The sequence below is a fragment of the Streptomyces sp. BK208 genome (assembly GCF_004364245.1).
GTDB lineage: Bacteria > Actinomycetota > Actinomycetes > Streptomycetales > Streptomycetaceae > Streptomyces.
In genome coordinates, this window is record NZ_SOAV01000003.1 from 384,602 (window position 1) to 407,536 (window position 22,935).

Consider the following 22,935-nt stretch of genomic DNA (forward strand, 5'->3'; position numbering starts at 1 on the left):
GCTTCGTCACAGCACGGTGACCAGGAAGGGGCCGGAGGTGGTGGTCAGCCCGCCTGTCGTCGTGCAGGCGAGGAGGTCGAGGCTGGTGATGACGACCGTGTTGACGATCGTGTGGCCCGTGTAGTCGCCCTGGGTGATCGGCCCGGTGGCGACGAGAACCGTTGTGCCGTCGGGTCGTAGGGCCAGTGAACTGGTGTAGGTGAACCGGGACGGCTGGGTGGCGGGATCGGCCCAGTCGATCTTCCCCGTTCCCGCACTGCCTCCTCCCAGGCAGTTGAGGTTGCCACTGCCGTGGAAGGTGTAGGTCCCCGCTGTGTGCTGGAGATCGGTGGAGACGCACGGCCCCAGCGTGCCGCTGGACTGCACGTCGACGAGCGGCGCGGGCGTGGTGAGGGTGAGCCCGGGGGTGTAGGAGGTGCTCTGCACGCCCAGGGGGCAGGTGACGACACCGCTGTCGTCCTCGACCGCCGCCGCGGAAGCAGCGGGGAGGGAGACAGCGGCGACGAGGGCCGAGGCGGCCAGAAGAGAAGCGGAAGCTCTGCGCATGGCACGGACCGTCCTTCGAGTGATCCACTCACACGTCGAGTGAGTGACGTCGGCAGGGCCTCGAGCGGTCCGGCCTTGTGTGGGGGACCCGAGGAGCGCGAGCGGCGGACGCTGCCCATGTCTTCGTGGTCCTGACCGGCAAGCCCGGCGGCCTTCCGAAGCGATCCGGGGTCACTCGGCTCCGCCCGGTTCCCTTCCGAACGCTTCCGGATGGTTCCGGCCGCCGGACTACAGCGTCCCTCCTCGGGTGCGCCCCGCACACCGTCCGGCCTCGGTCGGCGCGTGCACGCGTTGAACGCCGGTCAAGCCCTTGCGCAGGGTTACCCGCGTACCCGTCACCCGGAGGGAGGCGCAGGACGGGACGCCGACCACCGGGGGTTGAACGATGACCCCATGAATGATCCGCTCTACGACCACGTTGCCGTCCTGGTCCGCCGTACGTCCCTCGCCGGAAGCAGCCGTACCGACCGTGACCGACCGCGGAGCGGCCCGGTCGAGGGCCAGGGGTCCGGTGTGGACGCCGGTCTCCGTGCGGCTTTTCCTCCGCGCGCCGCGAGCGAGCCCAGGGCTTCCCACGAGCACCGTTCAACGCGTTCACCCGTACTCGTGTGTCACTGGGTGTGGGAGCCCTGCTAGGGGTGCATTCCAGTGGGACGGGGATCGGAGCACGCCGCGACCTGGGGCGCGAGACCCGGCAGAGAGAGGGACCACCTGTGAACGATCCGCTGGACCCACCCCCGAGACCAGTGAGCCCGGCGCTGACGACGACACGGCTCGAACGCGGACGACTTGACCTTGACCTGCCGGTCGACCTCTCTTCGGTGCACGCGGCGCTGTCGACGGCGCTGCCGGCGTCCAGCGGCTCCGACGACCAGCTCTGGCAGTGGGTCGTCGTGACGGACGCCGAACAGCGCAACCGGCTGGCCGAGTGCTATCGGCGGGCGTCCCGGCCGTATCTGGAGGCGATGGGCGGGCAGGCGGCCGGGGATCCGGAGCGATGCCGGTCCTGGCGGGCGTCCGTCGATCTCGCCGAGCACCTGCACCGGGTTCCCGTCCTGGTTGTGCCTTGCCTGAGCATGTCACCCGACGCCTTCGAGGACAGATTCGGCAAGCCCGGATTCGCTACGCCGGTGGACGGTGTGGCGCACTCGGTGCATCACGGCGCACTCTGGCCCGCCCTGTGGGGCCTGGTGCTCGCCCTGCGCCTGCGTGGTCTGGCCTGCGCGGTGACGACCCTCCACCTGGCCCGCGCGCGCGAGGCGGCCGGCATCCTGCGGTTGCCGGATCATGTGACCCAGGCCGGTCTTCTTGCCGTGGCTCGACCCGAGGGCACCCATGTCTGCCCGGCACCGCGCAGGTCCGTCGAAGCGGTGCAGCATCAGGAGTTCTGGCGCCCGGCCCCCTCACCTGCCCGGAACGCGTAGGGCGCCTCACTCCGCCCGGTCCGGGAGGCGCTTCGGCTCACCGTGGGACACGAGCTACCGAGTTCGCACCCTCTGCGCCGGGACAGGTCCGCTTCCCAGAGCCGTCAAGGTGGCCAGCAGGGAAGCCACCTCGGGAACACGGCGAAACGGCGTCAGCCTGGCCTGTAGTGCGTGAAGCATCAGTTCACAGCGGCGTGAGTGCGCCATCCTGTACACCTGGGTGAACTGACGCCCGTGGACACATGCCTCGTCCACGCTGCCTTGTTCCAGGAGCACCAGGGCCAGCCGTGCCTCACTGAGGGCTTTCAACCGGAACTCGTGCGGAGGCCGGTCCTCCGCCGCGAAGCGCAGTGCGGCCAGTGCCGCCTCTCGGTCGCCGAGTTGATGAAGCGCCAGCCCTTTCCGGTAGGCAAGTCCTGTCTCCGGATAGCAGGAGAAGGGGCCCTCACCGGAGTCCGCCCTCCCGTGGCATTCTTCCGACGCCTCGATGTCGAGGCGGGCTGAGCGGTGCTGACCCGCCTTCGCGCGTACGTGGGCGCGCTGCACGAGGACGAACGCCTGTAAGTCACCGTTCTCGGCTCCCTCGGTGCTGCTGACAGCGGCGTCGGCCAGGACCGCGGCGTACCGGAACGCTTCCATCCGGAGCGCTTGGACGCTCATCGCGCGCAGTGTGATCGCCCGCAGGCTCCGGTCACCGATCTCGGACGCGATACCCAAGGCGAGCGTGTAGTAGTGCTGCGCCAGACCTTGGTGACCGTTGTCCGCTGACATGTCAGCGAGGACATGCGTCAGTTGCGCCGTGGTCGTCAGTAACTCGCGGCGCGCGTCGGGCGATGCGGACAGCGACAGTTGCCGCGCCACGTCGTCCCCGATGTAGGAGGCGAGCGCCGCGCGAGCGTGACGGCCACCGTACCGGTACCAGTTGCTGGTGAAGTGGGACAGCATGAAGCGGGCGCGGTCGATGTCGGCCTGGCCGACTTCGGCGGTCCTATCTCCGCTCCTCCTCACGCCCGTGGACCCGGGTTCCGTGCTCACGGGCGGGACGGGCATCGAGCGAAAGACGCTCTTCGTCGCCCTGCCCCGAAGCGTGGGATGTGCGTCTGTCCTGGCCAAGGTTATGAGGTTGCCGACGACGTCCCCCTGCTCACCGTGGTCCGGTGGCATCAGCCCGGCCTCCGGCGATCTGTCGCCGAGTCCGGTTTCGCTCACACTGACCAGGCGGCCGGTCCTGCGGCTCAGCGCTTCGGCCACGAGCTGGGGAACGAGCCCTCTGGGACGGGATCCCGTGAGCCAGTGCGCCACCGTGGTGCGGTCGTAGCGCAAGGGCAGCCCTTCCGCGGCTGCCAGACGATTGACGCTCCTCGCCAGTTCCGCGGCGGTGGTGCCTGACTCGGTCAACAGGCCGGCGAGTTGGGCGTTGTGCTCGCGACGACGCGGCATGACGATGCCTTCCTTCCGGCAGCGCCCGCTTACCGCACGAAGTGACGACATGTGCAGCATCGGACGGTTCGCCTGGTGTGAGTCCATTGTGCACGGCTGCGCGATCCGCGCCAGGACTCGGCGAGGACCGTGGGGCCCGGCGCCGGCCCAGGCGTGAACGCGTTGAACGCACATCCACGAGCCGGACGCCACGGGGTACGCGCCGGGCGTCGCCGCGCGGCCGGGCCGTGTGCGCCGACCACGGTTCCAGGCCGAGGCCGCGCCCTGATGCGGCGGTTCACCTGAGGCACACCCGTTCATCGCGTTCACGCCTTCCGTGGGTCCGCGGTGGTGTGCGGTCGCCCGGATCGGCAAGCCGGACACCACAGGTCGGTGATCACTCGTCCGGCTCCGCGGCCGTCGACGACGACGCAGGTGCACCCTCCGACGGGCACTCCGCGCCCCCGCAGCACGGGGACCTCACCGACGAGGAGGCAGCCCTCACCTCAGAGACGGAGAACGGCATGGCTCGATTTCCCTATCCGGACGAACGCAGCTCCCAGGCGGTACTGACACGCTCCCCGGTGCCTCTCAACGTGTTCCGCATGCTCGCGCACGCGCCGGCGGTGGCTGAGCCCACCATCGACCTCGGGGTGGCCCTGCTCTCGGCGACCGGCCTGCCCGCACGCCTGCGCGAGGCAGTGATCCTTTCTGTCGCCGGCCGCCTCGGCTGCTCGTACGAACAAGTGCAACACGCCCCTATCGCCGAACGAAGCGGCATGACTTCCGAGCAGGCCGCCGCCACGGTGGACGGGACCGTGCACATCGACGGATTCACGGAGGCCGAGGAGGTCGCACTGGCGGCGACCCGCGAGCTGGTGCGGGAACACACGCTTGAACACGCCACGGTGTCAGCACTGCGTCAGGCCCTCGGCGAGCGGCAGGCGGTCGAACTGATCATGTTGATCGGCTACTACGTCATGCTCGCGAACCTGCTGAACGCCCTGGAGGTGGACTTCGAGTCTGCGAGTGACGAGATCGCCTCAGCGATCTCCGAGCTGTCCGGGCAGCAGCGGGGAACCCAGTCGCCCCACACGCAAGGAGACGCGTCGTGATCGAGTCGGCTCAGGAGTCGGCAACCGGTTTCGCCGGCGCATCCGTCCACGTCTTCCCGCCCCAGGGCACCTTCGTGCCCGCGGCCGTCACCGCGGCAACAGGCCGCAGTGAGCGCTTCGCTGATGCCCTCGCCCGAATCACAGAGCAAACGGACGAGGTGTCCGCCGCTGAGGGCGGAGTGCGGTTGTCGCGCTTCCTCACCGAGGCCGAGCCGCCGTCCGTCGAGGAGTTGCAGCAGACGGGATGCCTCGAACTCGCCTCCTTCGTCACGTCTCTCGCCGCCCATCGGACGCTTTGTGACGCGCACGGGAGGCCGGCGGTCGTCCTCGGCGTCAGCGCAGGGGACTTCGCCGCCATGACGGCCGCCGGGGTCTTCAGCCTTCGGGACGGAGCACATCTGGCCCTCAGGGCCGCTGAAGTGCAGCGCGGTTGCCCGGGCCGGATGGTCGCCTTGAAGTGCTCGTGCGAGGAGGCCGAGAAGATCATCCTGCGGAGCGGGGATCGTGACGCGCGCGTGGCGTTGGTGTTCGACGACCGTTCGGTGGTGGTCACCGTCCCGGGGGGCGAGGTACGTGCTCTGCGGGAGGCGGCGTCTGCGACGGGCGTCCAGACCGTCGTCACGCCCGTGCCGTTCGGTTCGCACCATCCGAGCCTGTCCCCTCAGATGGGAGCCCTCAGGGGCGTAGTGGCCTCCTACGAGCGGCACCCCGCAACGATGCCCGTGCACTCGGCTGCCGGCGGCCGGGTGTACCGGGACGGTGACACGGTGCCCCTGGCCATGGCGGAGAACCTCGTCTCGCCGGTGGACTTCCCGGCCTCACTGCGGCAGAGCCTCTTCCCGGGAGCACGCGTCGTCTTCGACCTGGACACCGGCGGTGCCCTGGCTTCGAGTGCGCGCAGGATCCTGTCCCGGTCCACGGTCGCCGTGCACGCCCCGTTCAGCGAGTCCGCCTTCGCCTGGTGAGGCGCGGTGGTGCCGCTGACGCGGTCTCCCGTGACCTGCGGCCCCGGTGGTCGGTGAGGTGCCCCACCGGGGCCGAAGGGAGTGGCACAGTTCAGCTGGGCGTGACCTCAGACCCCGATGCCGACGGCTTGAGAGCCGGGCAGTACGGCCATGCCGCCCCCTGTCCGACAGCGGAACGGCGGGTACGCGCCGAGGTCATGCCGGATCGCCGCCGTCTCCGGCCGTGCCTCCCGGACCGGCCGGGGAGATGTTCCAGTTGGTCCTGAAGACGTTGTCCGGGTCGTACAGGGCCTTCACCGCTCGCAGCCGGGCGTATTTCCCGGGTCCTCCGTACGCTTCCACAAGGGTCCCGACGTCGCCGTCCTCGTCCGCGTTGCGCATGTTCAAGTAGGCGCCCGGCGCCCTGCTGGCGCCGAGCCGGCCGACGGCTTCCCGAGCCTGCTGGGCGTAGAGACGGTCGCAGCGCGGGTCCTGCCAGTGCAACAGCAGTTGCAACCACCACGGGCTGCCGCGGCGGGAGAAGGCGCTTTCGCCCTCGGGCACGTCTCGCAACGCCCCTCCGAGCAGCAGGAGGACGATCTCCCCGTCCATCGGCATGTCGCTCCAGAAGCGGGTGATCGCGGCGACCGCCTCCGGTTCGAGGGCTCGCAGATGGGTTTCCTTGGTGTAATAGCGCCTCCCGTCCGGGAACTCGGCGTCCATCAGCCGCTGCACGCCGCCCGCGAAGGGCAGTACGACGTCTTCCTGCGCGTACGGTTTCCCCACTCGGGTCAGCTGCCGCAGTCGTGTCGCCGCCGGGTCGTCCGCCTCGCCGAGCCACATGGCGATCAGCAGCAACCCCGGATCGCCCACCCGGTCGGCGGGGACGAACGGATAGGGCGGCAGACGCTTCTTCAGAGACGCGTGCCAGCCGATCGTCCTGGGCAGTCCGGGCGCCAGAGCCGAGTAGGCGGCCAGGGCTTCGGGGGCTTCCTCGGGCCGGTACAAGGACACGGCCACCCGCATGTCGGGGCCGAATCGGTGTGCTCGGAAGGTGAACCGGGTGACGACCCCGAAATTTCCGCCTCCGCCTCGCAGTGCCCAGAACAGGTCCGGCCGCGTGACCGAGCACGTCTCGACCACGCGGCCGTCGGCCAGCACCACCTCGCACGAGTCGATGTTGTCGCAGGTCAGGCCATAGGACCGAGTCAGCCATCCGGTCCCACCGCCGAGTGCCAAACCGCCGAGCCCCGTCTCGGACACCGTGCCGGCCGGCACCGCAAGGCCGTGCGGGGCGGTGGCCCGGTCCAGATCGGCGAGGAGGCAGCCGCCCTCGGCGTCCACCCGTCCCCGGTCCGCGTGGACCGTCACCCGGCGCATGCCGGAGAGGTCGATGGCGAGGCCCCCGTCGCGCAGCGCATGGCCCGAGACGGAGTGTCCCCCGCCGCGCACCGACAGCGGCAGGCCTTCGGCCCGAGCGGCGTTCACGGCACGCACGACATCGCGCGTCGAGGAACACACCGCGATGACGGCGGGGCGGCGGTCCACCATGGCGTTCCAGACGGTGCGCTGCCGGTCGTAGTCCTCGTCTCCGGGCGTCAGCAGCCTCCCTTGGAACTCCGAGGCGAGGGCTGCCGACACCCGACGTGCGCTCGTCGCCGTCACCGCTCGGGCCCCGGCAGCGTCGTGACGTGGCCGTCTCGACTCACCTCTGTCAACCGGTATGCGGCCGCTATCAGTTCTCCGGCCGTCAGGTCGGGGTCCCGGGCGAGCGCGGGGGCCGCGTGGATCTCCGAGAGGAAGGAGGCGAGCCGATCCTCGCGTCGTGAACCGGACGTCCGGACGCGGCGGCCGGCGAAGGCCTCACCGGCGTCGGGGCACATCTCCCCCTCCGGTGCCGGCCGGGACAGAGGGTGCGAGCAACCGCTGGAGGTGATCAGGCGCATGAGCGTTCTCCCAGTGTTCGACGACAAGGCCGTCGGCGAACCGCCAGAGTCCGCAGAACGGCATCGCGACGACCCGGGGACGGGAAGCCCGCAGCGTCCCCAGGACGGCACCGAAGTGGTCGTTGGCCACGATGTGTTGGGTGTCCATGACGAGCGTGCCCTCGGTGGCCCGGACAAGGTCCCGCTCGTGGGCCAGGACGTCCTCCTTCCCCCGGCACACCCGGCTGTCGTCGACGCCTCGGTCCGCCGGGTGCAGGACGATGTCGGGCGCGGCGAAATCCGCGAGGCGCATCAGGTCGGCGTAGACCGTTTCGAGGAGGCGCACGTGCGGATGCGCGGTGGGGGCCGGCTCCGGGGGTCCGGCGGTGGTCATCAGCGGGCTCCTGCCTGATCGTGATGAGCGGTGGGGCGCCACGGCGTTGCCTTGGCACACAGCTGCTCGATCTCACGCCACTGGTTGTCGTCGAGCTGGAGACCGGCCGCTTCGGTGTTCTCCTCGAGGTGGGCCACGGACGTGGTGCCGGGGATCAGGAGTGTGTTCGGCGAGCGGTGCAGCAGCCAGGCCAGGCCGAGTTGGGCGCCGGTGACGCCGTACCGTGCGGCCGCCTCGGTGAGGATGCCGTCCGGGCCGACCAGGTCGCCGTGCCCCAGCGGGAACCAGGGGATGAAGGCGATCCCGTGCCGCTCCGCGTAGTCGAGGACGTCCTCGCCCGAGCGGTCCGCGATGTTGTAGAGGTTCTCCACCGCCGCTATCTCGGTGATCCGCCGGGCCTGGTCGAGCTGTTCCACGGTCACCTCCGGCTGGCCCGAGAGCCCGACGTGGCGGATCTTTCCCTCCCTCCGCATGTCGGCGAGGACTCCCAACTGGTCCTCCAGCGGCACCGTTTCGTCGATGCGGTGCAGCATGTAGAGGTCGATGCGGTCCAGGCCCAGGCGGAGGAGACTCACCTCGACCTGCTGACGCAGGTACTCCGGCCGGCCGAGGGCGACGATGTACGGGGACCGGTTCTCCCCCCTGATCCAGTCGCCGGGCCCGCTGCGCAGCATCCCGCCCTTGGTGGCGATGACCAGCCCCTCCGGGTAGGGAGACAGCGCGGTGCGTATCAGCTCCTCGTTGTAGCCGGGCCCGTAGGAGTCCGCCGTGTCGATGAAGTCGACGCCGAGTTCGACGGCGCGCCGCAGGACCGCGGCCGCGTTGTCCGGGTCGGAGGGCGGCCCCCACATGCCGGGTCCGGTCAGGTGCATGGCGCCGAAGCCCAGACGGCGGACGCACGGGCCGTCGGCGAAGGTGAAGCTGGGGTTGGGTGATTGGATCGAGGTGCTCATTCGGTGCTCCTTTCGATGGTTGTCACCGGCGTGCCTCCGGAATTGGAGGCGGACTTCGTCGCGCCGGGCGCGTCCCTGCCGTCACCCAGCCAGGTGCCGAGGCTGATCTCCGCGGTGATGCCCGGCCCGAACCCGGCGACGATTCCGCGATGCCCGGGGCTCAGAGAGCCGGATGTGATCAGTCGGCGCAGGACGTCCAGGACCACGGCCGAGGCGATGTTGCCGTGGTGCGTGAGCGTGGCGCGGCTGAAGGACAGGAGATCCGACGACACGCCCAGATACCGGGAGAGGTCGTCGAGGATGCGGGGGCCGCCGGCGTGGATGACGTAGAAGTCGAGTGCCGAGGCGTCCCAGCCGTGCGTTGCCGCGACGGCCCGCAACGCGGGGGCGAGCTGCTCCATGGTGCCGGGGACCCGGCGGTCGAGCCGGAAGTGGAAACCGGTCTCCTTCACGGCGTACGAGATCCAGTCCTCGGTGTCCGGGACGAGCCGGGAGCCGGTCGCCTCCAGGGACAGCCCGTGCTCGGAGCGGGACCTGACCACGGCTGCGGCGACCGCGTCGCCGAACAAGCCGTTGGACAGCAGATTGCCCACCTCCAGGTCGTCCGGCTGGTAGCACAGGGAGCAGAACTCGCAGGAGACGATCAGCACGTTGGCATCGGCGTGGGACGCACAGAAGTCGTGCGCGCGATTGATCGCCGCACCGCCGGCCGCGCACCCGAGTTGGGCGATGGGGATCTGGCAGGTGTCGTGACCGAAGCCCAGCTCGTTGATCATCCATGCGGTGAGCGACGGCATGGTGAACGCGGTACAGGACACGAAGACGATCGCGTCGATGTCCTGCACGGTGAGCGCCGCGTTGTCCAGAGCCTGCTCGACCACGTCCGGTATACGCGCCTGGGCCTCGCGCACGTACACACGGGTGCGCTCCTCGACACCGGGATGGCGCAGCGTTCGTTCCAGCGGCTGGACAAGGCGCCGGTTCTGCACGCCCGTGTTGGAGATGAGCTTCAACGCCAGGGGCAGACGCGGGTGATCACCGTGCAGCCGCTCGGCCAGGTGGAGGGTCTGATCCATGCTGATGGTGTGTTCGGGGACGCCCACCGCGGGGCAGCACAGGACAGCCATGAGGCTCCTTCGTGGTTCGGATTCGGCGGGCCGGGCGGCTTCGGCGTATTCCTGCGGCGCGTGCGCCGACTCGTCCGCCCGCCTCTGCGACGGCGGCGCCTGCTCGTGGTGCCGGATGCCGTCCGTCGTTCGTACGGGTACAGACGGTCGCGTAACCTCCACGATCAGCGGAAAACTCGCCCGGAGGACGCGGGGTGTGAACACGTTGAGCGTGACGCCGCGGAGGGCCGTCCCCTCGCGCCTTGATCGGCGGTGAACCAGCCGGTCGTCCCCTGGCGCCCGGGCTCGGGGCGTGGTCCGACGCGCCGCGCGGTCACTGCCCGGGCCCGGAGGCCGTGCGTCCTCCGGGTACAAGGACACGGACCGCCCGGGCGGGCAGGAGGGCACAGGCCTTCAACACGTTCACGTCTCCCGTGCCCGTGCAGCTTCTCCTGCCGCTCCGTACGGCGCTGTACTGATAGTCACCGCGCGGGTGCGAACACATGAGAGCGCTGCAGGGCCGAGCTCCACGAGGCAGCCGCCCGGAAAAATCATTCCTCGCCGGCGCACCCTGCTGACCGCCGTCACGGGACTGCCCGCGTTCCGGCACTTCCGCCGCGGGCCCCGGATCGCCGTGCCGGCCCCTCGGGCGAGGCCGCCGTCCACCCCGCGATCCACCACCGAAGTCATCCGCTCCGACCGTCACAAGGGATCTGTACATGGACACCGACACATCCGGCTATGCCGACAGTTGGGAGACCTACTGGGCCGAAGCGGCGGCCGACGGGAAACCGTCGCTGTGGGACTGTGCTCCCGAGTTCGCCTGCGCCCGTGACCTCCCTCTGTTCGAGCCCTACCTGGACCCCGAGCAGACGCTCCTCGACATCGGTTGCGGCAACGGGACCCAGACCCGCTTCCTCGCCCGGCATCACAAGAGGGTGATCGGGACCGATGTTTCCGTCTCCGCCGTCAGGGCGGCGCGCGTCCGCGATCCCGACCACGCCTACCTGGTGCTCGACCTGCTCGACGCCTCGGTGCGTGCACGCCATGCACGCAACGCTCGGCGACGCGAGTATGTACATGCGCGCCGTCCTTCACCAGATACGTCCGGAGCACCGTCCCGCCTTCGCTGCCTCCCTGCGTACCCTGATGGGCGACAACGGAGTCCTGGCCTTCGTCGAGCTGTCCCCAGGTGCTGAGGAGTACCTGCAAGAGCTCATGGTGAAGCACGGTCCTCCCCCCGCCCTCACCCGCGTCCTCGACACCGGGGTCCGCCCCGGCAGCGTCGGTCGGGAAGAAGCACTTGCCCTCCTCGGCACGGACGAGTTCGTGGTTCTCGCCGAGTCGGACACCACCGTCCACACCACGTACGCACTGCCCACCGGTCAACACGCCGAGGTGCCTGCCTACTTCATGGCACTGCGTCGCAGGTGACGTCCACCCGCGGTTCCCCGGCCCCCTTGCGCCCAGGCTGGGGGGGGTGCGCTTCGTCGGCTGAAGGCCGTTCGAGCAGGGCGGGTTGCCGCCCGTTCGGGCCGGGCCGATTCGCGACCAGCGGTCATGTCGCACTCGCATGCACACGCAGGCGGGGCCGGAGGGACGTGTGGTCCCTCCGGCCCCGCCGTGCTGCCTGGGCCCCGCCGGCCTCCGCGTGGGACCGGTGTCCCCGGGGCTCAGGCGGTCAGTGGGTCCGCCGGTCAGTAGGCGGAGTCGACGTTGTCCATCGAGCCGTACTTGTCGGCCGCGTAGTTGCAGGCGGCGACGATGTTGGCGATCGGGTCGGTGATGGAGTCCTTGGTGCCCTTGACGTGGTAGGCGTCGAAGGTGGGCTGGATCGTCTGGAGCAGGCCCTTCGAGGGGATGCCGTTCTGGGCGTTGACGTCCCAGTTGTTCTGCGCCTTCGGGTTGCCGGACGACTCGCGCATGATGTTGCGGTGCAGGCCCTCGTAGGTGCCCGGGATGTTCTTGGCGTCCATGACGTCCAGCGCGGTGCGGATCCAGCCGTCGAGGTCGTTGCCGTGCTTCTTCTTGCCGGCCTTGACGAGGGCCTCGATCTTGTCGGTCTGGGCCTGGGTCTGCGCGGTGGAGGCCTTGGCCGGTGCGGCGGCGTGCGCCGGGCTCGGGGCGAGGGTGAGGGCGACGGCGGCGGCTCCCGCGGCGCCGAGGGAGGCCACGGCGGACTTGCGGATGCTGGGGCGGCGCATGATGGCGTGCATGGGGGTGTACCTCTCCATTCGGGGACGTGATGGGGAGGCCGACGGGGGGTCGGCGACGCGGTGTCCGCGTTGGACGCGGCTTCGCGTCATCAGGGCCGGTGTCTGGATCACGGACGGGCTCTTGCCGTCCGGTCCCGGCGCTCGGCTCCCCGGTACGTCGAACACCTTGCGCAACGCCCCGGCGCCGCGACAAGTGTGTGACCTACTACGCCGCTTCGCAGACGGGCGGCGCGACGGCCCGGACGGTTGGGGGCCGGCGCGGGCGAGCGGCCGTCGGGCGTCTACTAACCCCGGCCCTGTGTGACGTGAGCCCTGTGCGCGCCCTCACAGAACCGGTCACCCAGCGGTAGCTTGCCATCACCCTGCGGAGACGGGTGTGTCACTCAAAGGTACGGTTCGGCCACCGTTCGGGGTGCCGGCCGGGAGGGCCGGCCGACGTCCCGGCACCTGTCCGGCATCCTGGCGGCTTACGCCGGCCGGCCGGCGCCCGCCGGGTGCACAGCGTTTCGCCGACCGCGTCATGGCATCCCGGTGGAGCCCCTCAGCCCTTGGGCGGCAGCGCGTTGTCCAGGAGGATTGCCGCGGCCGCCCGCGCATGCCGCCCGTAGTCCGCATCGTCCAGCACCATGGCCCGGCTGGCGGCGCCGTCCGCCAGGGTCACGAGTTGCTCGGCGAGGACGGCGGGCTCGCGGCAGCCCAGTTCCGCGACCAGCCCGGCCACCAGGTGCACCATCAGCAGCTTGCGTTCGCGCGCGTAGGAGTGGACCGCGTTCTGCGGGTCGGGGTACTCCACGGCGGCGTCGATGAACGGGCATCCGCGCACGGGATCCGTGCCCGCCGGGAGCGGGTCGAACAGCGCGAGGACGCGCTCTCTGGCGGGGACGTCCTCGCGCACCAGCGTCGCCTCCAGGGTGCGCCCCGTCGAGGCGAGGTCCTGCAGGTGGGCGAGGACCAGATCGTCCTTGGTGCGGAAGTGCGCGTAGAGGGTGCGCTTGGACACCGGCGCCCGCTCCGCGATCTGCTCCATGCCGGTCGCATTGATCCCCTGGACCGCGAACAGTCCTGCTGCGGCGGCCAGGATGCGCTCCCGTCCTCCGCGTCCCTGCCGTCGAGGCGTCGTCGTCACCGAGGTCATGACGCAAGTATACGGCGCCGTTTACTTCAACGGGGGCGCTTGGGTACAGTCCCCTCAGGTAAACGAATGCGTTTACTCGAAGCCGCCCCTGAGGAGAGTTCGATGAGTGAGCCGACCGCTACCCCGACCCGGGCGACCCAGACGCCCACCGGCGGGATACGGACCGGCGGGACGCCGATGCCGCGGTACGCCGAGCAGCTGATCCGCGGACGCCACGCGACCCGGGCCTTCCGCCCCGACCCCGTGCCCGAAGACACTCTGCGCGCGGTCTTCGCCCTGGCCGGCGCCGCGCCGTCCAACTCCAACGCGCAACCGTGGCGGGTCGAGGTCGTCGGCGGCGCACAGCGGGACCGCCTGGCCGACGCCCTTCGCACGGCCCACGCCGAGCAACGCGTCACGCCCGACTACCCGTACTCCGAGGGCATGTACGCACCGGTCCACCAGGAGCGACGGGCCGCCTTCGGCGCCGACCTGTACGGGGCGCTGAACATCGGCCCCGAGGACCACACGGCCCGTGCGGCCTACGACGCCGAGAGCCTGGGCTTCTACGGGGCACCCCATGCCGCATTCCTGTTCGTCACCGGCGACGGGGGTCCGCGACTGGCCGCCGACGTCGGCGCCTACCTGCAGACCTTGCTGCTGGCCCTGACCGCCCACGGCGTGTCCAGTTGCCCGCAAGGCCTGCTGAGCTTCTACGCCGACACCGTCCGCGACGAACTGGGAGTGGAAGAGGGGAAGCTGCTCGTGGGGATCTCCTTCGGCTACGCCGACGAGAACGCGCCGGTGAACCGGGTCTCAACCGGCCGGGCGGCGCTGTCGGCGACCACCACCTTCCACGCCTAGAGACCCTTCCGCAGGGTCCTGACCACGACGTCTCGTCGAGGAACGCGACCCCGTGTCCCGCAGGCCGCGTCGGTCGCGTTCAGCAGCCGGATCTCCGCCGCCCTCACTCGGTCCGCAGCACGTCGACCCCGTTCTCCGCGAGCTGCTCGATCACCGGGTCGTGCGGGGCCCGGTCCGTGATGAGGCCGGTGATGTCCTCCCAGGGCAGGACACGGAACCGGGAAGCGGTGCCGATCTTCTCGGAGGAGGCCAGCACGTAGGTGTCCGCCGCTCGCGCGGCGAGAGCGCGCTTCATCGCCGCGTCCTCCGCGTCGCCGGTGGTGAGCCCCGCCTCGGGGTGCACGCCGGTGACGCCGAGGAGGAAGAGGTCGGCGGAGACGTTCTGCGCGGCCTCGACCGCAGCCGCGCCGCAGGCGACCGCCGAGTGCTTGAAGAGGCGGCCCCCCAGCATGAAGACCTCGGCCTGCGGGTGGTCGAGCAGCGCGACGGCGATCGGCGGACTGTGGGTGATCACGGTGCAGGCCAGATCCCGCGGGAGCGCGTGGGCGACGGCCAGGGCGGTGGTGCCGCCGTCGAGGATCACCGTGCCGCCGGGCCGTACGAGCCCGGCGGCCACCGCCGCGACCTTCCGTTTGCCGTCCGGGGCCACGCTCTGCCGGGCGCCGTAGTCCACCACGGCCGGTGAGACGGGCAGCGCCCCGCCGTAGACCCGCTGGCACAGCCCCTCACTCGCCAGGTCGCGCAGGTCACGCCTCACGGAGTCCTCGGAGATCCGCAGCTCGGCGGCAACCTCCTTGGCGACGATCTTGCCCCGCCGGGCCAGCAGATCCAGCAGGTGATCGCGTCGTTCGGCAGCCAGCATCCTTGTTCTCTCCCGTTCTTGCACGTTTCTGCATGTATCGTAGCGCCCATGACCGACAAGCCCATGCTGATCCTCATCGCCGGTCCCTATCGGTCCGGCACCGACGGCGACCCACAGGCCATGGCCGCCAATCTCGCGCGCCTCGAATCGGCGGCGTGGCCCGTCTTCGCCGCCGGGCACCTCCCCGTCATCGGGGAGTGGATCGCCCTGCCCGTGCTGCGCTCGGCCGGCGCGGGCCCCACCGACCGCCTCGCCGACGAGGTGCTGTACCCGACGGCCGAGCGCCTGCTGGCCCGCTGCGACGCCGTGCTGCGGCTGCCCGGCGAGTCCGCCGGTGCCGACCAGGACGTCGCTCTCGCGCGCCGCCGCGGCCTGCCCGTCTACTACGACGTCGCGGAGATCCCGGCCCTCGACCGGCAGGGCGCGGCGTGACGCCCCGCCCCGGTGTGGACGTCCCGGACCACCGCGGGCGGACAGGGCTCGACCGGACCGGGCGCGCTCTCGACCGCAATCCGGCCGTCAGGGTCCGCGACGTCGAGCTGACGTCCCAGGGCTGGCACGTACTGCGCCGCACCACCTTCGACTACCGCCGCCGCGACGGCCGCTGGGAGACGCAGGTGCGCGAGACGTACGACCGCGGCAACGGCGCCGTCGTCCTGCCCTATGACACCGGACGCCGCTGTGTCCTGCTCACGCGCCAGTTCCGGTACCCGGCCTACGTCAACGACCACCCCGACGGCATGCTCGTCGAGGCCGCGGCCGGTCTGCTCGACGCGGACGATCCGCACACCGCGATCCGCCGCGAGGCGGCCGAGGAACTCGGCGTCACCCTCGGCCCGCTCACCCACGTCCTCGACGCCTACATGAGCCCCGGCTCCGTCACCGAACGCCTCCACTTCTTCGCCGCCCCCTACTCTCCCGCCGACCGCGTCGGAGCCGGCGGCGGAGTGGAAGAGGAAGGCGAGGACATCGAGGTCCTCGAAGTGCCCTTCACCGAAGCCCTCGCCATGACCCGCGACGGACGCATCACCGACGGCAAGACCGTCCTGCTCCTGCAATGGGCGGCCCTGGACGGCCCCTTCTCCCCGCACCCGGCAGGCCCGGTCGCCACCACCTCACCTCACCGATGACGTCCGGCCGGCGCGGTACGCGACGGCGCGCGCCACGTGCCGGAGTTCCGGGTGGGTCCGGCCGCGTCGGCATCACGGTGGGTGATACTCCGCATGGCGGCCGGCAGGGGCTGGGGGATGCTGTGGCGGAAGCAGTGGGCGAGGGTGGCGGCCGCGATGTCGAACCGGTCGCGTTCGTGGCCCGGAGGGCGGGCCCGCATCTGCCGAACGGGACAGCCGACCGCCGCGGGGCCGTCGCCGCGGCTCGCCTTTCGAAAGACCACCCGTACGCGCGGCCGAACGAAGCGGTTTCCACCGTTCGCGCGCTGTTCGGTGCTTTTCGTACCGGGTCACGATCCGTACCGGTGTGAATTCGAGATTGGGTAAGTATCGCAGAAATCGTTCACTCGACTGCCGCGCATCCGACGGAGTAGGCAGACGTTACTTCGGATATGACCGAGGAACACGGGGAATTGACAGCGCTCGGCCCGTACGCCTACAGGCCCGGCAGAGATCACTTTCCGTCACCGGGTGACGGAACCCTGACCAGAGGCGGTCAGCCCGTCCCGCTCCGGGTCACCGAACCCGTGCTGCAACGCTTCCTCGACGTCATGACCGAGCTGGAGATCGGCCTCGCCGAGCGATGGGGCCGTACGCAGGGTTCGCTGACGTGCTCCCGGCCGGAGTGATCGGCGCCCCGTGTACGAAGAACACCCGCACCCCGACATGCCGTACGGCGAGGGAGCCTTCCGCGTCACCGGCACCGGCACCGGCAGGCACCGGGCGCCCGAGGCGGCCTACCAGGAGGTCCTGGTCCCGCCCGAACCCGGCTGGGACCCGGCCGAGGAACTCGCGTTCCTGCTCCAGGACGCGATGGAGCAGCAGACCGTCGCCCCCTCCCCCGCCGCCACGGACACTTCGGCGCTCGCGCCCGCCCCGGGCACACCGCTGAGCAATCTCCAGGAGATCACGGCGGAGTTGCCCCCGTTGAGGGAGTCCCCGACGAGCCATCGCAGGGTCCGCAGAGGGAGAAGGGTGAGCAGGCTGCGCGCCGCGAGCCTGTTCGTCGCCGCGCTGGCCGCGGTCATCGCGGCCTCCGTGAGCCTGTTCGGCGGCATGGTGGCCTACGAGCCGCTGCGGCTGGCCGCCGTGACCCGCACGCGTGGCAGCGTCGTGTCGTGGTGGCCGCTGCTGGTCTACGGGCCCTGGCTGGTGGCCTCGCTCGCGGTGCTGCGGTCGGCGCTGCACCAGCGCCGCGCGGTGCACTCCTGGGCCGTCGTGCTGCTGTTCTCGGCCATCGCGATGCTGCTGTGCATCGCCGAGGCGCCCAGGACCGTCAGCGACGCCGCCGCGGCCGCCCTGCCCGGTCTGGCCTCGCTGGTCTGCTTCCAGCAGGTCGTCCGCCAGATCACGCTCACCCGGCCGCCCCGGCGCGCGGTGCCGCGCCACCGGCAGCGCGCCGCGGTCGCACCGGGTGACGAGGCGTCGGGCAGGGCCGCCTCCGACCCGGTGGCCCTCCCGCAGCAGCGGCAGCACATGGTGCGTTCACCGCGACCCGGCACGGGCCCCGGGAAAAGAGCCTGAACCCCGGCGGAACAAGCTGATAGGAACCGGTCCCCCTTTCCTCCCCGGGGCGTAGGGGAAAGGGGAGATGCGGAACGCGGACCGGGCCGCGTCCGGGGAGGTCCGGAGGGCGAGCGCCGGGGGCGAGGGGTCAGGCCGCCGTCAGTGTGACGTCCTGCGCCTGCCGGGCGTGGAAGCTCGGGAGCGGCACGATGCCCATGGGGCGCAGTTCCATCAGGGTGGCCTCCACGTGGGCCGCCCCGGGCTTGAGGACGACCGTGTCGGGCGTGCCGGTGTTGACCCAGCGGTGCTCCAGGCCGTCGCAGACCGCGCGGGTGCCGCCGACGCCGTACCGGACGGACGGGTCGGTCTGGCTCACCGTGGAGCTGACGTAGACCGGTCCGGTGCCGCCGGTGCAGCGGTAGGTGCCGGAGAGGGTGACGCGGCCGTCGGCGGCGAGACGGCCGGCCGGGTCCACGGTCACCGACTCCGCGACGAGGCGGGCGTCATGGGGTGCGGCCGTGGCGGCGGGCCCGGCGAGCAGGAGCAGGACGGCGCCGGCGGCCGTGGCGAGGGCGGCGGACCGTACGGACATGGGAACCTCCCGGAAGTGCGGAACGAGGGGTTCCACTGGTACCGGGCGCAGGGGCCGGCGACCGTGACCGTCACCCCTTCGGTGGCGAGTCCGCGTCGGCCGTAGTGGAACCGTCGCCGGTGTGTCCGGGTGTTGTCACGCTTGCCGCGCGGGACTTGGCGACGCGCCCACGGCGGGCGCACGGTCGGTACACGCGACGGTCCCGACGACGGGACGGTCTCCCGACGTGGAGGTGCGCCATGTGTACCCACCGGACTTCCTGCCCCGCGGCCGGCTCCCCCGAGGCGCGGGCCGTCACCGCGCACGTCGTCGCCGCCCACCCGGAGCAGGGGTGGAATTTGCTGTGCGACGGCACGATCGTCTTCGACGACACCGGAGAGCTGCGGCCCGACGGTCTGGTCGTCGTCCCGCACCGGGTGCCCGGCGGACACCTGGCGACGGCCGCCTGACCGCCCGCGGGCCGCGACGGTGGTCAGTGCTTCTCGGCGATGAACTCCCGCAGCAGGGAGGCGAGCAGCTCCGGCTGGTCCTCGGGGATCAGCGTCCGGGTGTTCTCGACCTCCACCAGCCGTCCCTGCGGGAGGAGTTCGGCCAGGCGCCGGCCGTGGGCACGGGGCATCATCAGGTCCTCGGTCGCCCAGACGACGAGTGCGGGCCGGTCGAATCTCCGCAGCCCCTGGGCGGCCTCCAGCAGTTCGTCACGGCGGACGTGGGTGCCGTAGTGGCGGAAGTCGCGCCGGATCGCCGGGTCGGTGCGCAGCGGTCGCAGCCAGCCGTCGACGACCGCGTCCGGCACGGGCCGCTTGGTGAGGGCGCCGATGCCGACCGGGAGGCGGCGCAGCGGCTTGAGGCCGAGGGTGCGCACCAGCAGGGACACGCCGCCGGGGGCCCGGCAGGCGATGCCGATCAGCTTCCCGGGCAGGCCCGGCGGGTAGTTGTCGAACGCCTCGCACGCGACGAGCGCCAGCCGTGCGAGCCGCTCCGGGTGCCGGGCGGCCACCGTCTGGGCGCGCCCGCAGTCGTTCTCGACGAGGGTGACGTCCGTCAGGTCCAGGCGGTCGAGGAACTCGGCGATCAGTTCGTTGACCAGGTCGGGCGTGGGTGGCCGGCGCATCGGGCGGCGGTGGGCGCCGTAGGGCAGGGTGGGCGCCACGACCCGGTGGTCGGTGCGCAGGTCGGCGACGACGTTGCGCCAGACGGTGGCGTCGTGGACGAGGCCGTGGAGGAGGACGACGACCGGGCCCTCGCCGCCGGTGTCCTCGTACTCGATGGTTCCCGCGCTCAGTTCGATGTCCGGCATGCCGGAATGGTAGGGCCAGGGGGGCGTCTACGGCAGTACGGCGAACCCGTCGAGTTCCACCAGCGCCCGCTCGTCCCACAGCCGTACGACCTCCACGACCGCCATCGCCGGGTAGTCGCGGCCGGCCAGCTCCCGCCAGGTGCGGCCGAGTTCGGCGGCGTGGACGCGGTAGGCGGCGACGTCCGTGGCGTAGACGGTGACGCGGGCGAGGTCGGCGGGGGTGCCGCCGGCGGCGCGCAGGGCGGTGAGCAGGTTAGTGAGGGCCCGCTCGAACTGGGCGGGGAGGGTGTCGCCGGTGACCTTGCCGTCGGTGTCGAGGGCCGTCTGGCCGGCGAGGAAGACGACGCGGGTACCGGTGGCGACGACGGCGTGGGAGAAGCCGGTGGGCGGGGACAGTTCGGGTGGGTTGACCCGTTCGGCGGTCATGCTCCGGCCTCCTCGGTCGCGGCGTGCCGCGTGCGGTGGGTGCGGTACAGCTCCTTCGCGACGATGCCGCGCTGCACCTCGCTCGCGCCCTCGTAGACGCGCGGCGCGCGCACCTCTCGGTAGAGGTGTTCGAGGAGGTGGCCGCGGCGCAGGGCACGGGCGCCGTGCAGCTGGACGGCCTTGTCGACGACGTACTGGGCGGTCTCGGTGGCGAGGAGTTTGGCCATCGCGGCGCGCTTCGGGACGTCCGGCGCGCCCGCGTCGTACGCCGTCGCCGCCGCGTAGACCAGCAGGCGGGCCGCCTCGGTGCGCAGGGCCATCTCGGCGACCTGGTGGGAGACGGCCTGGAGGTCGCACAGCTTGCCGCCGAAGGCGTCGCGGGCGGCGGTGTGGGCGAGGGTCGCGTCCAGGGCGGCCTGCGCCATGCCGACGGCGAAGGCGCCGACGCTGGGACGGAACAGGTTGAGGGTGTCCATGGCCACCCGGAAGCCGCGGTCCGGCACGCCCAGGACGTCGTCGGCGGTGACGGGCACGGCGTCGAAGGCGAGGGCGCCGATGGGGTGCGGGGAGAGCATGTCGAGCGGGGTGCCGGTGAGGCCGGGGCGGTCGGCGGGCACGAGGAAGGCGGTGACGCCCCGGGCCCCGGCGCCGGGGGTGGTGCGGGCGAACACGGTGTAGAAGTCGGCCTCGGGGGCGTTGGAGATCCAGCACTTCTCGCCGGTGAGCCGCCAGGCGGAGCTGCCGTCGGCGTCGGCGGTCAGGGGGGCGGGGGGCGGGGCGGTCCCCTGCCCGGTGGTCGTACCCCTCCCTGCGTCCGGCGACGGCGAGGCCGTCCCCGCGCCGCGTCCCGTGCCGTCCAATCCGCCCTCGGGCTCCGCCCGGAGCGACAGCGCGGCCGCGTCCGAGCCCGCGTCCGGCTCGCTGAGGGCGAAGGCGGCCACCACCGTGCCGTCGCTCACCCCCGGGAGCCAGCGCGCGCGTTGTGACTCGGTGCCGTGCGCGTGCACGGGGTGGGCGCCCAGGCCCTGGAGGGCGAGGGCGGTCTCCGCCTCCGTGCAGGCGCGGGCGAGGGACTCGCGCATCAGGCACAGGTCGAGCGCGCCCGAGGTGAACAGCCGGGACAGCAGGCCGAGGGCGCCGAGTTCGGCGACCAGGGCGCGGTTGACGCGGCCCGGCTCGCCCTTCTCCGCGAGTGGACGCAGCCGTTCGGCGGCGAGGGCGCGCAGCTCGTCGCACCAGGCGAGTTGTTCCGGTTCGAGCGAGAATGCGGTCATCGCCGGTCCCTTCCCCTGCTCCTCCACCCCGCGGACGGGCCGCCGGTCCGGATCCGAGGTTATCGCGCCCCGTTGACTGTCGTCACCAACACGATACGCTCGTTGCGCGAGCCCACCACGACAAAGGGGGCGAACCGCCATGGCCGATCCGCGCCGCGCGGACCCGCACCGCTCCGCCCACGTCGACACCTTCGCGCGCGACCACCTGCCGCCCCCCGAGCAGTGGCCGGAACTCGTCTTCGACCTGCCCGAGCTGCACTACCCGGCACGGCTGAACTGCGCGGCCGAACTGCTCACCGGCCCGCCCGGCGACCGCCCCGTCTTCCGCACCGCGTCCGGGGACACCTGGACCTACGGCGGGCTGCGGGAGCGCGTCGACCGGATCGCGCACGTGCTGACCGGCGACCTCGGCGTCGTCCCGGGCAACCGGGTGCTGCTGCGCGGCCCGACCACCCCGTGGCTGGCGGCGTGCTGGCTCGCGGTGCTGAAGGCGGGCGCGGTGGCGGTCACCGTGCTGGACCGGCAGCGCCCGCACGAACTGCGCGCGGTCTGCGAGATCGCCCGGGTGCGGCACGCCCTGTGCGACGTCCGCGCCGTCGACGATCTCGCCAAGGCGGAGATCGCGGGCCTCGGGATCACGACGTACGGCGGGGACGCGCCCGACGACCTGCACGCCCGTACGGCGTCCGGTGCGGTGCCCCGCACACCGTACGAGGCCGTCGACACGGCGGCGGACGACGTGGCACTGATCGCCTTCACCTCGGGCACCACCGGACGGCCCAAGGGCTGTGTGCACTTCCACCGGGATGTGCCGGCGATCGCGGACACCTTCTCCCGGCACGTGCTCAAGCCCCGCCCTGACGACGTCTTCGCGGGCAGTCCGCCGCTCGGGTTCACCTTCGGGCTCGGCGGTCTGGTGATCTTCCCGATGCGGGCCGGTGCGAGCGCCCTGCTGCTCGAACAGGCTGGTCCCAGGCAGTTGTTGCCCGCGATCGCCGAGCACGGGGTGTCGGTGCTGTTCACCGCGCCGACGGCGTACCGCGCGATGCTCGACGAGCTGGACGCGTACGACGTGAGCAGCCTCAGGCGGTGCGTCTCGGCGGGCGAGAACCTGCCCGCGGCCACCTGGCGGGACTGGCACGGGCGCACCGGCCTGCGCATCATCAACGGCATCGGCGCCACCGAGCTGCTGCACATCTTCGTGTCCGCGGCGGACGACGACATCAGGCCCGGCACGACGGGCGTGCCGGTGCCGGGGTGGCAGGCACGCGTGCAGGACGGGAACGGCGTGCCCGTGCCGGACGGGGAACCCGGGCTGCTGGCGGTGCGCGGGCCGGTCGGCTGCCGGTACCTCGCCGATCCGCGCCAGCGGGAGTACGTGCGCGACGGCTGGAACGTCACCGGTGACACCTACGTGCGCGAGCCCGACGGATACTTCCGGTACGTGGCACGCGCCGACGACATGATCATCTCCGCCGGGTACAACATCGCCGGACCCGAGGTCGAGGACGCGCTGCTGCGGCATCCGGACGTGGTGGAGGCGGCGGTGGTGGGCCGGCCCGACCGGCGCCGGGGCCAGGTCGTGGTGGCGCACGTGGTGCTGAGGGAGGGCGCCGGGCGGGACGCGGACGCGCTGCGCGAGTTCCTCCGCTCGGAACTGGTGCCGTACAAGTGCCCGCGGGAGGTCGTCTTCCGGGACGCGCTGCCGCGCACGGCGACCGGCAAGCTCCAGCGCTACCGGCTCCTGGACCCGCCCGCCCCCGGCCCGGACTCCGATGCCGCATAA

The 22,935-nt window shown here is 71.7% G+C and carries 23 protein-coding genes; 10 read left to right on the forward strand and 13 right to left on the reverse strand.

What is annotated here, in order from left to right; all coding sequences use genetic code 11:
- Positions 1-6: 6 nt before the first annotated feature.
- Positions 7-546 carry a hypothetical protein gene (locus EV562_RS10095; protein WP_133886373.1) on the reverse strand — a complete coding sequence of 180 codons (540 nt, stop codon included), beginning with the start codon at positions 544-546 and terminating at the stop codon, positions 7-9.
- Between the two features lie 713 nt (positions 547-1,259).
- Between EV562_RS10095 and EV562_RS10100 the strand changes: the two genes are divergently transcribed.
- Positions 1,260-1,970 (forward strand): nitroreductase family protein, encoded by a 711-nt coding sequence (locus EV562_RS10100; RefSeq protein ID WP_166661699.1) that lies wholly within the window; start codon positions 1,260-1,262, stop codon positions 1,968-1,970.
- Between the two features lie 54 nt (positions 1,971-2,024).
- Here the strand turns inward: EV562_RS10100 and EV562_RS10105 are convergent, their stop codons facing one another.
- Complete coding sequence (locus EV562_RS10105; RefSeq protein WP_133886375.1) at positions 2,025-3,470, reverse strand: hypothetical protein; 1,446 nt, start codon at positions 3,468-3,470, stop codon at positions 2,025-2,027.
- Between the two features lie 443 nt (positions 3,471-3,913).
- Here EV562_RS10105 and EV562_RS10110 point away from each other — a divergent pair, with 443 nt between their 5' ends.
- Positions 3,914-4,504 (forward strand): carboxymuconolactone decarboxylase family protein, encoded by a 591-nt coding sequence (locus EV562_RS10110; RefSeq protein WP_133886376.1) that lies wholly within the window; start codon positions 3,914-3,916, stop codon positions 4,502-4,504.
- Positions 4,501-5,469 (forward strand): acyltransferase domain-containing protein, encoded by a 969-nt coding sequence (locus EV562_RS10115; protein WP_133886377.1) that lies wholly within the window; start codon positions 4,501-4,503, stop codon positions 5,467-5,469. Before EV562_RS10110 ends, EV562_RS10115 begins: the two co-directional genes overlap by 4 nt.
- Positions 5,470-5,664: 195 nt before the next feature.
- Here the strand turns inward: EV562_RS10115 and EV562_RS10120 are convergent, their stop codons facing one another.
- The 4 genes from EV562_RS10120 to EV562_RS10135 form a co-directional block, all read right to left on the reverse strand.
- A complete protein-coding gene (locus EV562_RS10120; RefSeq protein WP_133886378.1) occupies positions 5,665-7,089 on the reverse strand; it encodes an FAD-binding oxidoreductase in 1,425 nt (474 codons plus the stop codon).
- Between the two features lie 222 nt (positions 7,090-7,311).
- Positions 7,312-7,767, reverse strand: a complete 456-nt coding sequence (locus tag EV562_RS10125; RefSeq protein WP_133886379.1) for a nuclear transport factor 2 family protein — start codon at positions 7,765-7,767, stop codon at positions 7,312-7,314.
- Positions 7,767-8,720, reverse strand: coding sequence for an aldo/keto reductase (locus EV562_RS10130; protein WP_133886380.1), 954 nt, complete (start codon positions 8,718-8,720; stop codon positions 7,767-7,769). Before EV562_RS10130 ends, EV562_RS10125 begins: the two co-directional genes overlap by 1 nt.
- Positions 8,717-9,847 (reverse strand): type III polyketide synthase, encoded by a 1,131-nt coding sequence (locus EV562_RS10135; protein WP_133886381.1) that lies wholly within the window; start codon positions 9,845-9,847, stop codon positions 8,717-8,719. The genes EV562_RS10130 and EV562_RS10135 overlap by 4 nt, the downstream gene beginning before the upstream one ends.
- 1,026 nt (positions 9,848-10,873) lie before the next feature.
- Here EV562_RS10135 and EV562_RS10145 point away from each other — a divergent pair.
- Complete coding sequence (locus EV562_RS10145) at positions 10,874-11,260, forward strand: hypothetical protein (RefSeq protein ID WP_243860017.1); 387 nt, start codon at positions 10,874-10,876, stop codon at positions 11,258-11,260.
- Between the two features lie 263 nt (positions 11,261-11,523).
- Here the strand turns inward: EV562_RS10145 and EV562_RS10150 are convergent, their stop codons facing one another.
- Positions 11,524-12,042, reverse strand: a complete 519-nt coding sequence (locus EV562_RS10150; RefSeq protein WP_133886384.1) for a transglycosylase SLT domain-containing protein — start codon at positions 12,040-12,042, stop codon at positions 11,524-11,526.
- A 541-nt stretch (positions 12,043-12,583) separates the two neighbouring features.
- Positions 12,584-13,177 carry a TetR/AcrR family transcriptional regulator gene (locus EV562_RS10155; RefSeq protein WP_133886385.1) on the reverse strand — a complete coding sequence of 198 codons (594 nt, stop codon included), beginning with the start codon at positions 13,175-13,177 and terminating at the stop codon, positions 12,584-12,586.
- A gap of 177 nt (positions 13,178-13,354) precedes the next feature.
- Here EV562_RS10155 and EV562_RS10160 point away from each other — a divergent pair, with 177 nt between their 5' ends.
- Positions 13,355-14,020 carry a nitroreductase gene (locus tag EV562_RS10160; RefSeq protein ID WP_133886550.1) on the forward strand — a complete coding sequence of 222 codons (666 nt, stop codon included), beginning with the start codon at positions 13,355-13,357 and terminating at the stop codon, positions 14,018-14,020.
- A 103-nt stretch (positions 14,021-14,123) separates the two neighbouring features.
- Here the strand turns inward: EV562_RS10160 and EV562_RS10165 are convergent, their stop codons facing one another.
- A complete protein-coding gene (locus tag EV562_RS10165) occupies positions 14,124-14,882 on the reverse strand; it encodes a DeoR/GlpR family DNA-binding transcription regulator (protein ID WP_133886386.1) in 759 nt (252 codons plus the stop codon).
- A 48-nt stretch (positions 14,883-14,930) separates the two neighbouring features.
- On the opposite strand from EV562_RS10165, the gene EV562_RS10170 reads away from it, so the two are divergent.
- From EV562_RS10170 to EV562_RS10185, 3 genes are all read left to right on the forward strand, one after another.
- Positions 14,931-15,314 (forward strand): DUF4406 domain-containing protein, encoded by a 384-nt coding sequence (locus EV562_RS10170; protein ID WP_166661700.1) that lies wholly within the window; start codon positions 14,931-14,933, stop codon positions 15,312-15,314.
- Positions 15,311-16,012 (forward strand): NUDIX domain-containing protein, encoded by a 702-nt coding sequence (locus EV562_RS10175; protein ID WP_133886387.1) that lies wholly within the window; start codon positions 15,311-15,313, stop codon positions 16,010-16,012. The genes EV562_RS10170 and EV562_RS10175 overlap by 4 nt, the downstream gene beginning before the upstream one ends.
- A 705-nt stretch (positions 16,013-16,717) precedes the next feature.
- A complete protein-coding gene (locus EV562_RS10185) occupies positions 16,718-17,575 on the forward strand; it encodes a DUF2637 domain-containing protein (protein ID WP_133886552.1) in 858 nt (285 codons plus the stop codon).
- 130 nt (positions 17,576-17,705) lie between these two features.
- Here the strand turns inward: EV562_RS10185 and EV562_RS10190 are convergent, their stop codons facing one another.
- Positions 17,706-18,149, reverse strand: coding sequence for a DUF6299 family protein (locus tag EV562_RS10190; protein WP_133886389.1), 444 nt, complete (start codon positions 18,147-18,149; stop codon positions 17,706-17,708).
- Between the two features lie 239 nt (positions 18,150-18,388).
- Between EV562_RS10190 and EV562_RS10195 the strand changes: the two genes are divergently transcribed.
- Positions 18,389-18,598: a DUF5999 family protein gene (locus tag EV562_RS10195; protein ID WP_133886390.1), complete on the forward strand. Its 210-nt coding sequence runs from the start codon at positions 18,389-18,391 to the stop codon at positions 18,596-18,598.
- Positions 18,599-18,621: 23 nt separating this feature from the next.
- On the opposite strand, the gene EV562_RS10200 is transcribed toward EV562_RS10195, so the two are convergent.
- Genes EV562_RS10200 through EV562_RS10210 form a run of 3 tightly spaced genes read right to left on the reverse strand, consistent with a single transcriptional unit; the run spans position 18,622 to position 21,149 of the window.
- Positions 18,622-19,449: an alpha/beta hydrolase gene (locus EV562_RS10200; protein ID WP_133886391.1), complete on the reverse strand. Its 828-nt coding sequence runs from the start codon at positions 19,447-19,449 to the stop codon at positions 18,622-18,624.
- A gap of 27 nt (positions 19,450-19,476) precedes the next feature.
- Positions 19,477-19,875 carry a RidA family protein gene (locus EV562_RS10205; protein ID WP_133886392.1) on the reverse strand — a complete coding sequence of 133 codons (399 nt, stop codon included), beginning with the start codon at positions 19,873-19,875 and terminating at the stop codon, positions 19,477-19,479.
- Positions 19,872-21,149, reverse strand: coding sequence for an acyl-CoA dehydrogenase family protein (locus EV562_RS10210; protein WP_133886393.1), 1,278 nt, complete (start codon positions 21,147-21,149; stop codon positions 19,872-19,874). The genes EV562_RS10205 and EV562_RS10210 overlap by 4 nt, the downstream gene beginning before the upstream one ends.
- A 76-nt stretch (positions 21,150-21,225) precedes the next feature.
- Here EV562_RS10210 and EV562_RS10215 point away from each other — a divergent pair, with 76 nt between their 5' ends.
- Positions 21,226-22,935 (forward strand): AMP-binding protein, encoded by a 1,710-nt coding sequence (locus tag EV562_RS10215; RefSeq protein WP_208298332.1) that lies wholly within the window; start codon positions 21,226-21,228, stop codon positions 22,933-22,935.

What these genes read in the sequence shown, in the direction of transcription:
- EV562_RS10095 (WP_133886373.1), bottom strand. Translation starts at nt 546, where the DNA reads ATGCGCAGAGCTTCCGCTTCTCTTCTGGCCGCCTCGGCCCTCGTCGCC.
- EV562_RS10105 (WP_133886375.1), bottom strand. Translation starts at nt 3,470, where the DNA reads ATGCTGCACATGTCGTCACTTCGTGCGGTAAGCGGGCGCTGCCGGAAG.
- EV562_RS10110 (WP_133886376.1), top strand. Translation starts at nt 3,914, where the DNA reads ATGGCTCGATTTCCCTATCCGGACGAACGCAGCTCCCAGGCGGTACTG.
- EV562_RS10125 (WP_133886379.1), bottom strand. Translation starts at nt 7,767, where the DNA reads ATGACCACCGCCGGACCCCCGGAGCCGGCCCCCACCGCGCATCCGCAC.
- EV562_RS10130 (WP_133886380.1), bottom strand. Translation starts at nt 8,720, where the DNA reads ATGAGCACCTCGATCCAATCACCCAACCCCAGCTTCACCTTCGCCGAC.
- EV562_RS10135 (WP_133886381.1), bottom strand. Translation starts at nt 9,847, where the DNA reads ATGGCTGTCCTGTGCTGCCCCGCGGTGGGCGTCCCCGAACACACCATC.
- EV562_RS10145 (WP_243860017.1), top strand. Translation starts at nt 10,874, where the DNA reads ATGCACGCAACGCTCGGCGACGCGAGTATGTACATGCGCGCCGTCCTT.
- EV562_RS10150 (WP_133886384.1), bottom strand. Translation starts at nt 12,042, where the DNA reads ATGCACGCCATCATGCGCCGCCCCAGCATCCGCAAGTCCGCCGTGGCC.
- EV562_RS10155 (WP_133886385.1), bottom strand. Translation starts at nt 13,177, where the DNA reads ATGACCTCGGTGACGACGACGCCTCGACGGCAGGGACGCGGAGGACGG.
- EV562_RS10160 (WP_133886550.1), top strand. Translation starts at nt 13,355, where the DNA reads ATGCCGCGGTACGCCGAGCAGCTGATCCGCGGACGCCACGCGACCCGG.
- EV562_RS10165 (WP_133886386.1), bottom strand. Translation starts at nt 14,882, where the DNA reads ATGCTGGCTGCCGAACGACGCGATCACCTGCTGGATCTGCTGGCCCGG.
- EV562_RS10170 (WP_166661700.1), top strand. Translation starts at nt 14,931, where the DNA reads ATGACCGACAAGCCCATGCTGATCCTCATCGCCGGTCCCTATCGGTCC.
- EV562_RS10185 (WP_133886552.1), top strand. Translation starts at nt 16,718, where the DNA reads ATGCCGTACGGCGAGGGAGCCTTCCGCGTCACCGGCACCGGCACCGGC.
- EV562_RS10190 (WP_133886389.1), bottom strand. Translation starts at nt 18,149, where the DNA reads ATGTCCGTACGGTCCGCCGCCCTCGCCACGGCCGCCGGCGCCGTCCTG.
- EV562_RS10195 (WP_133886390.1), top strand. Translation starts at nt 18,389, where the DNA reads ATGTGTACCCACCGGACTTCCTGCCCCGCGGCCGGCTCCCCCGAGGCG.
- EV562_RS10200 (WP_133886391.1), bottom strand. Translation starts at nt 19,449, where the DNA reads ATGCCGGACATCGAACTGAGCGCGGGAACCATCGAGTACGAGGACACC.
- EV562_RS10205 (WP_133886392.1), bottom strand. Translation starts at nt 19,875, where the DNA reads ATGACCGCCGAACGGGTCAACCCACCCGAACTGTCCCCGCCCACCGGC.
- EV562_RS10210 (WP_133886393.1), bottom strand. Translation starts at nt 21,149, where the DNA reads ATGACCGCATTCTCGCTCGAACCGGAACAACTCGCCTGGTGCGACGAG.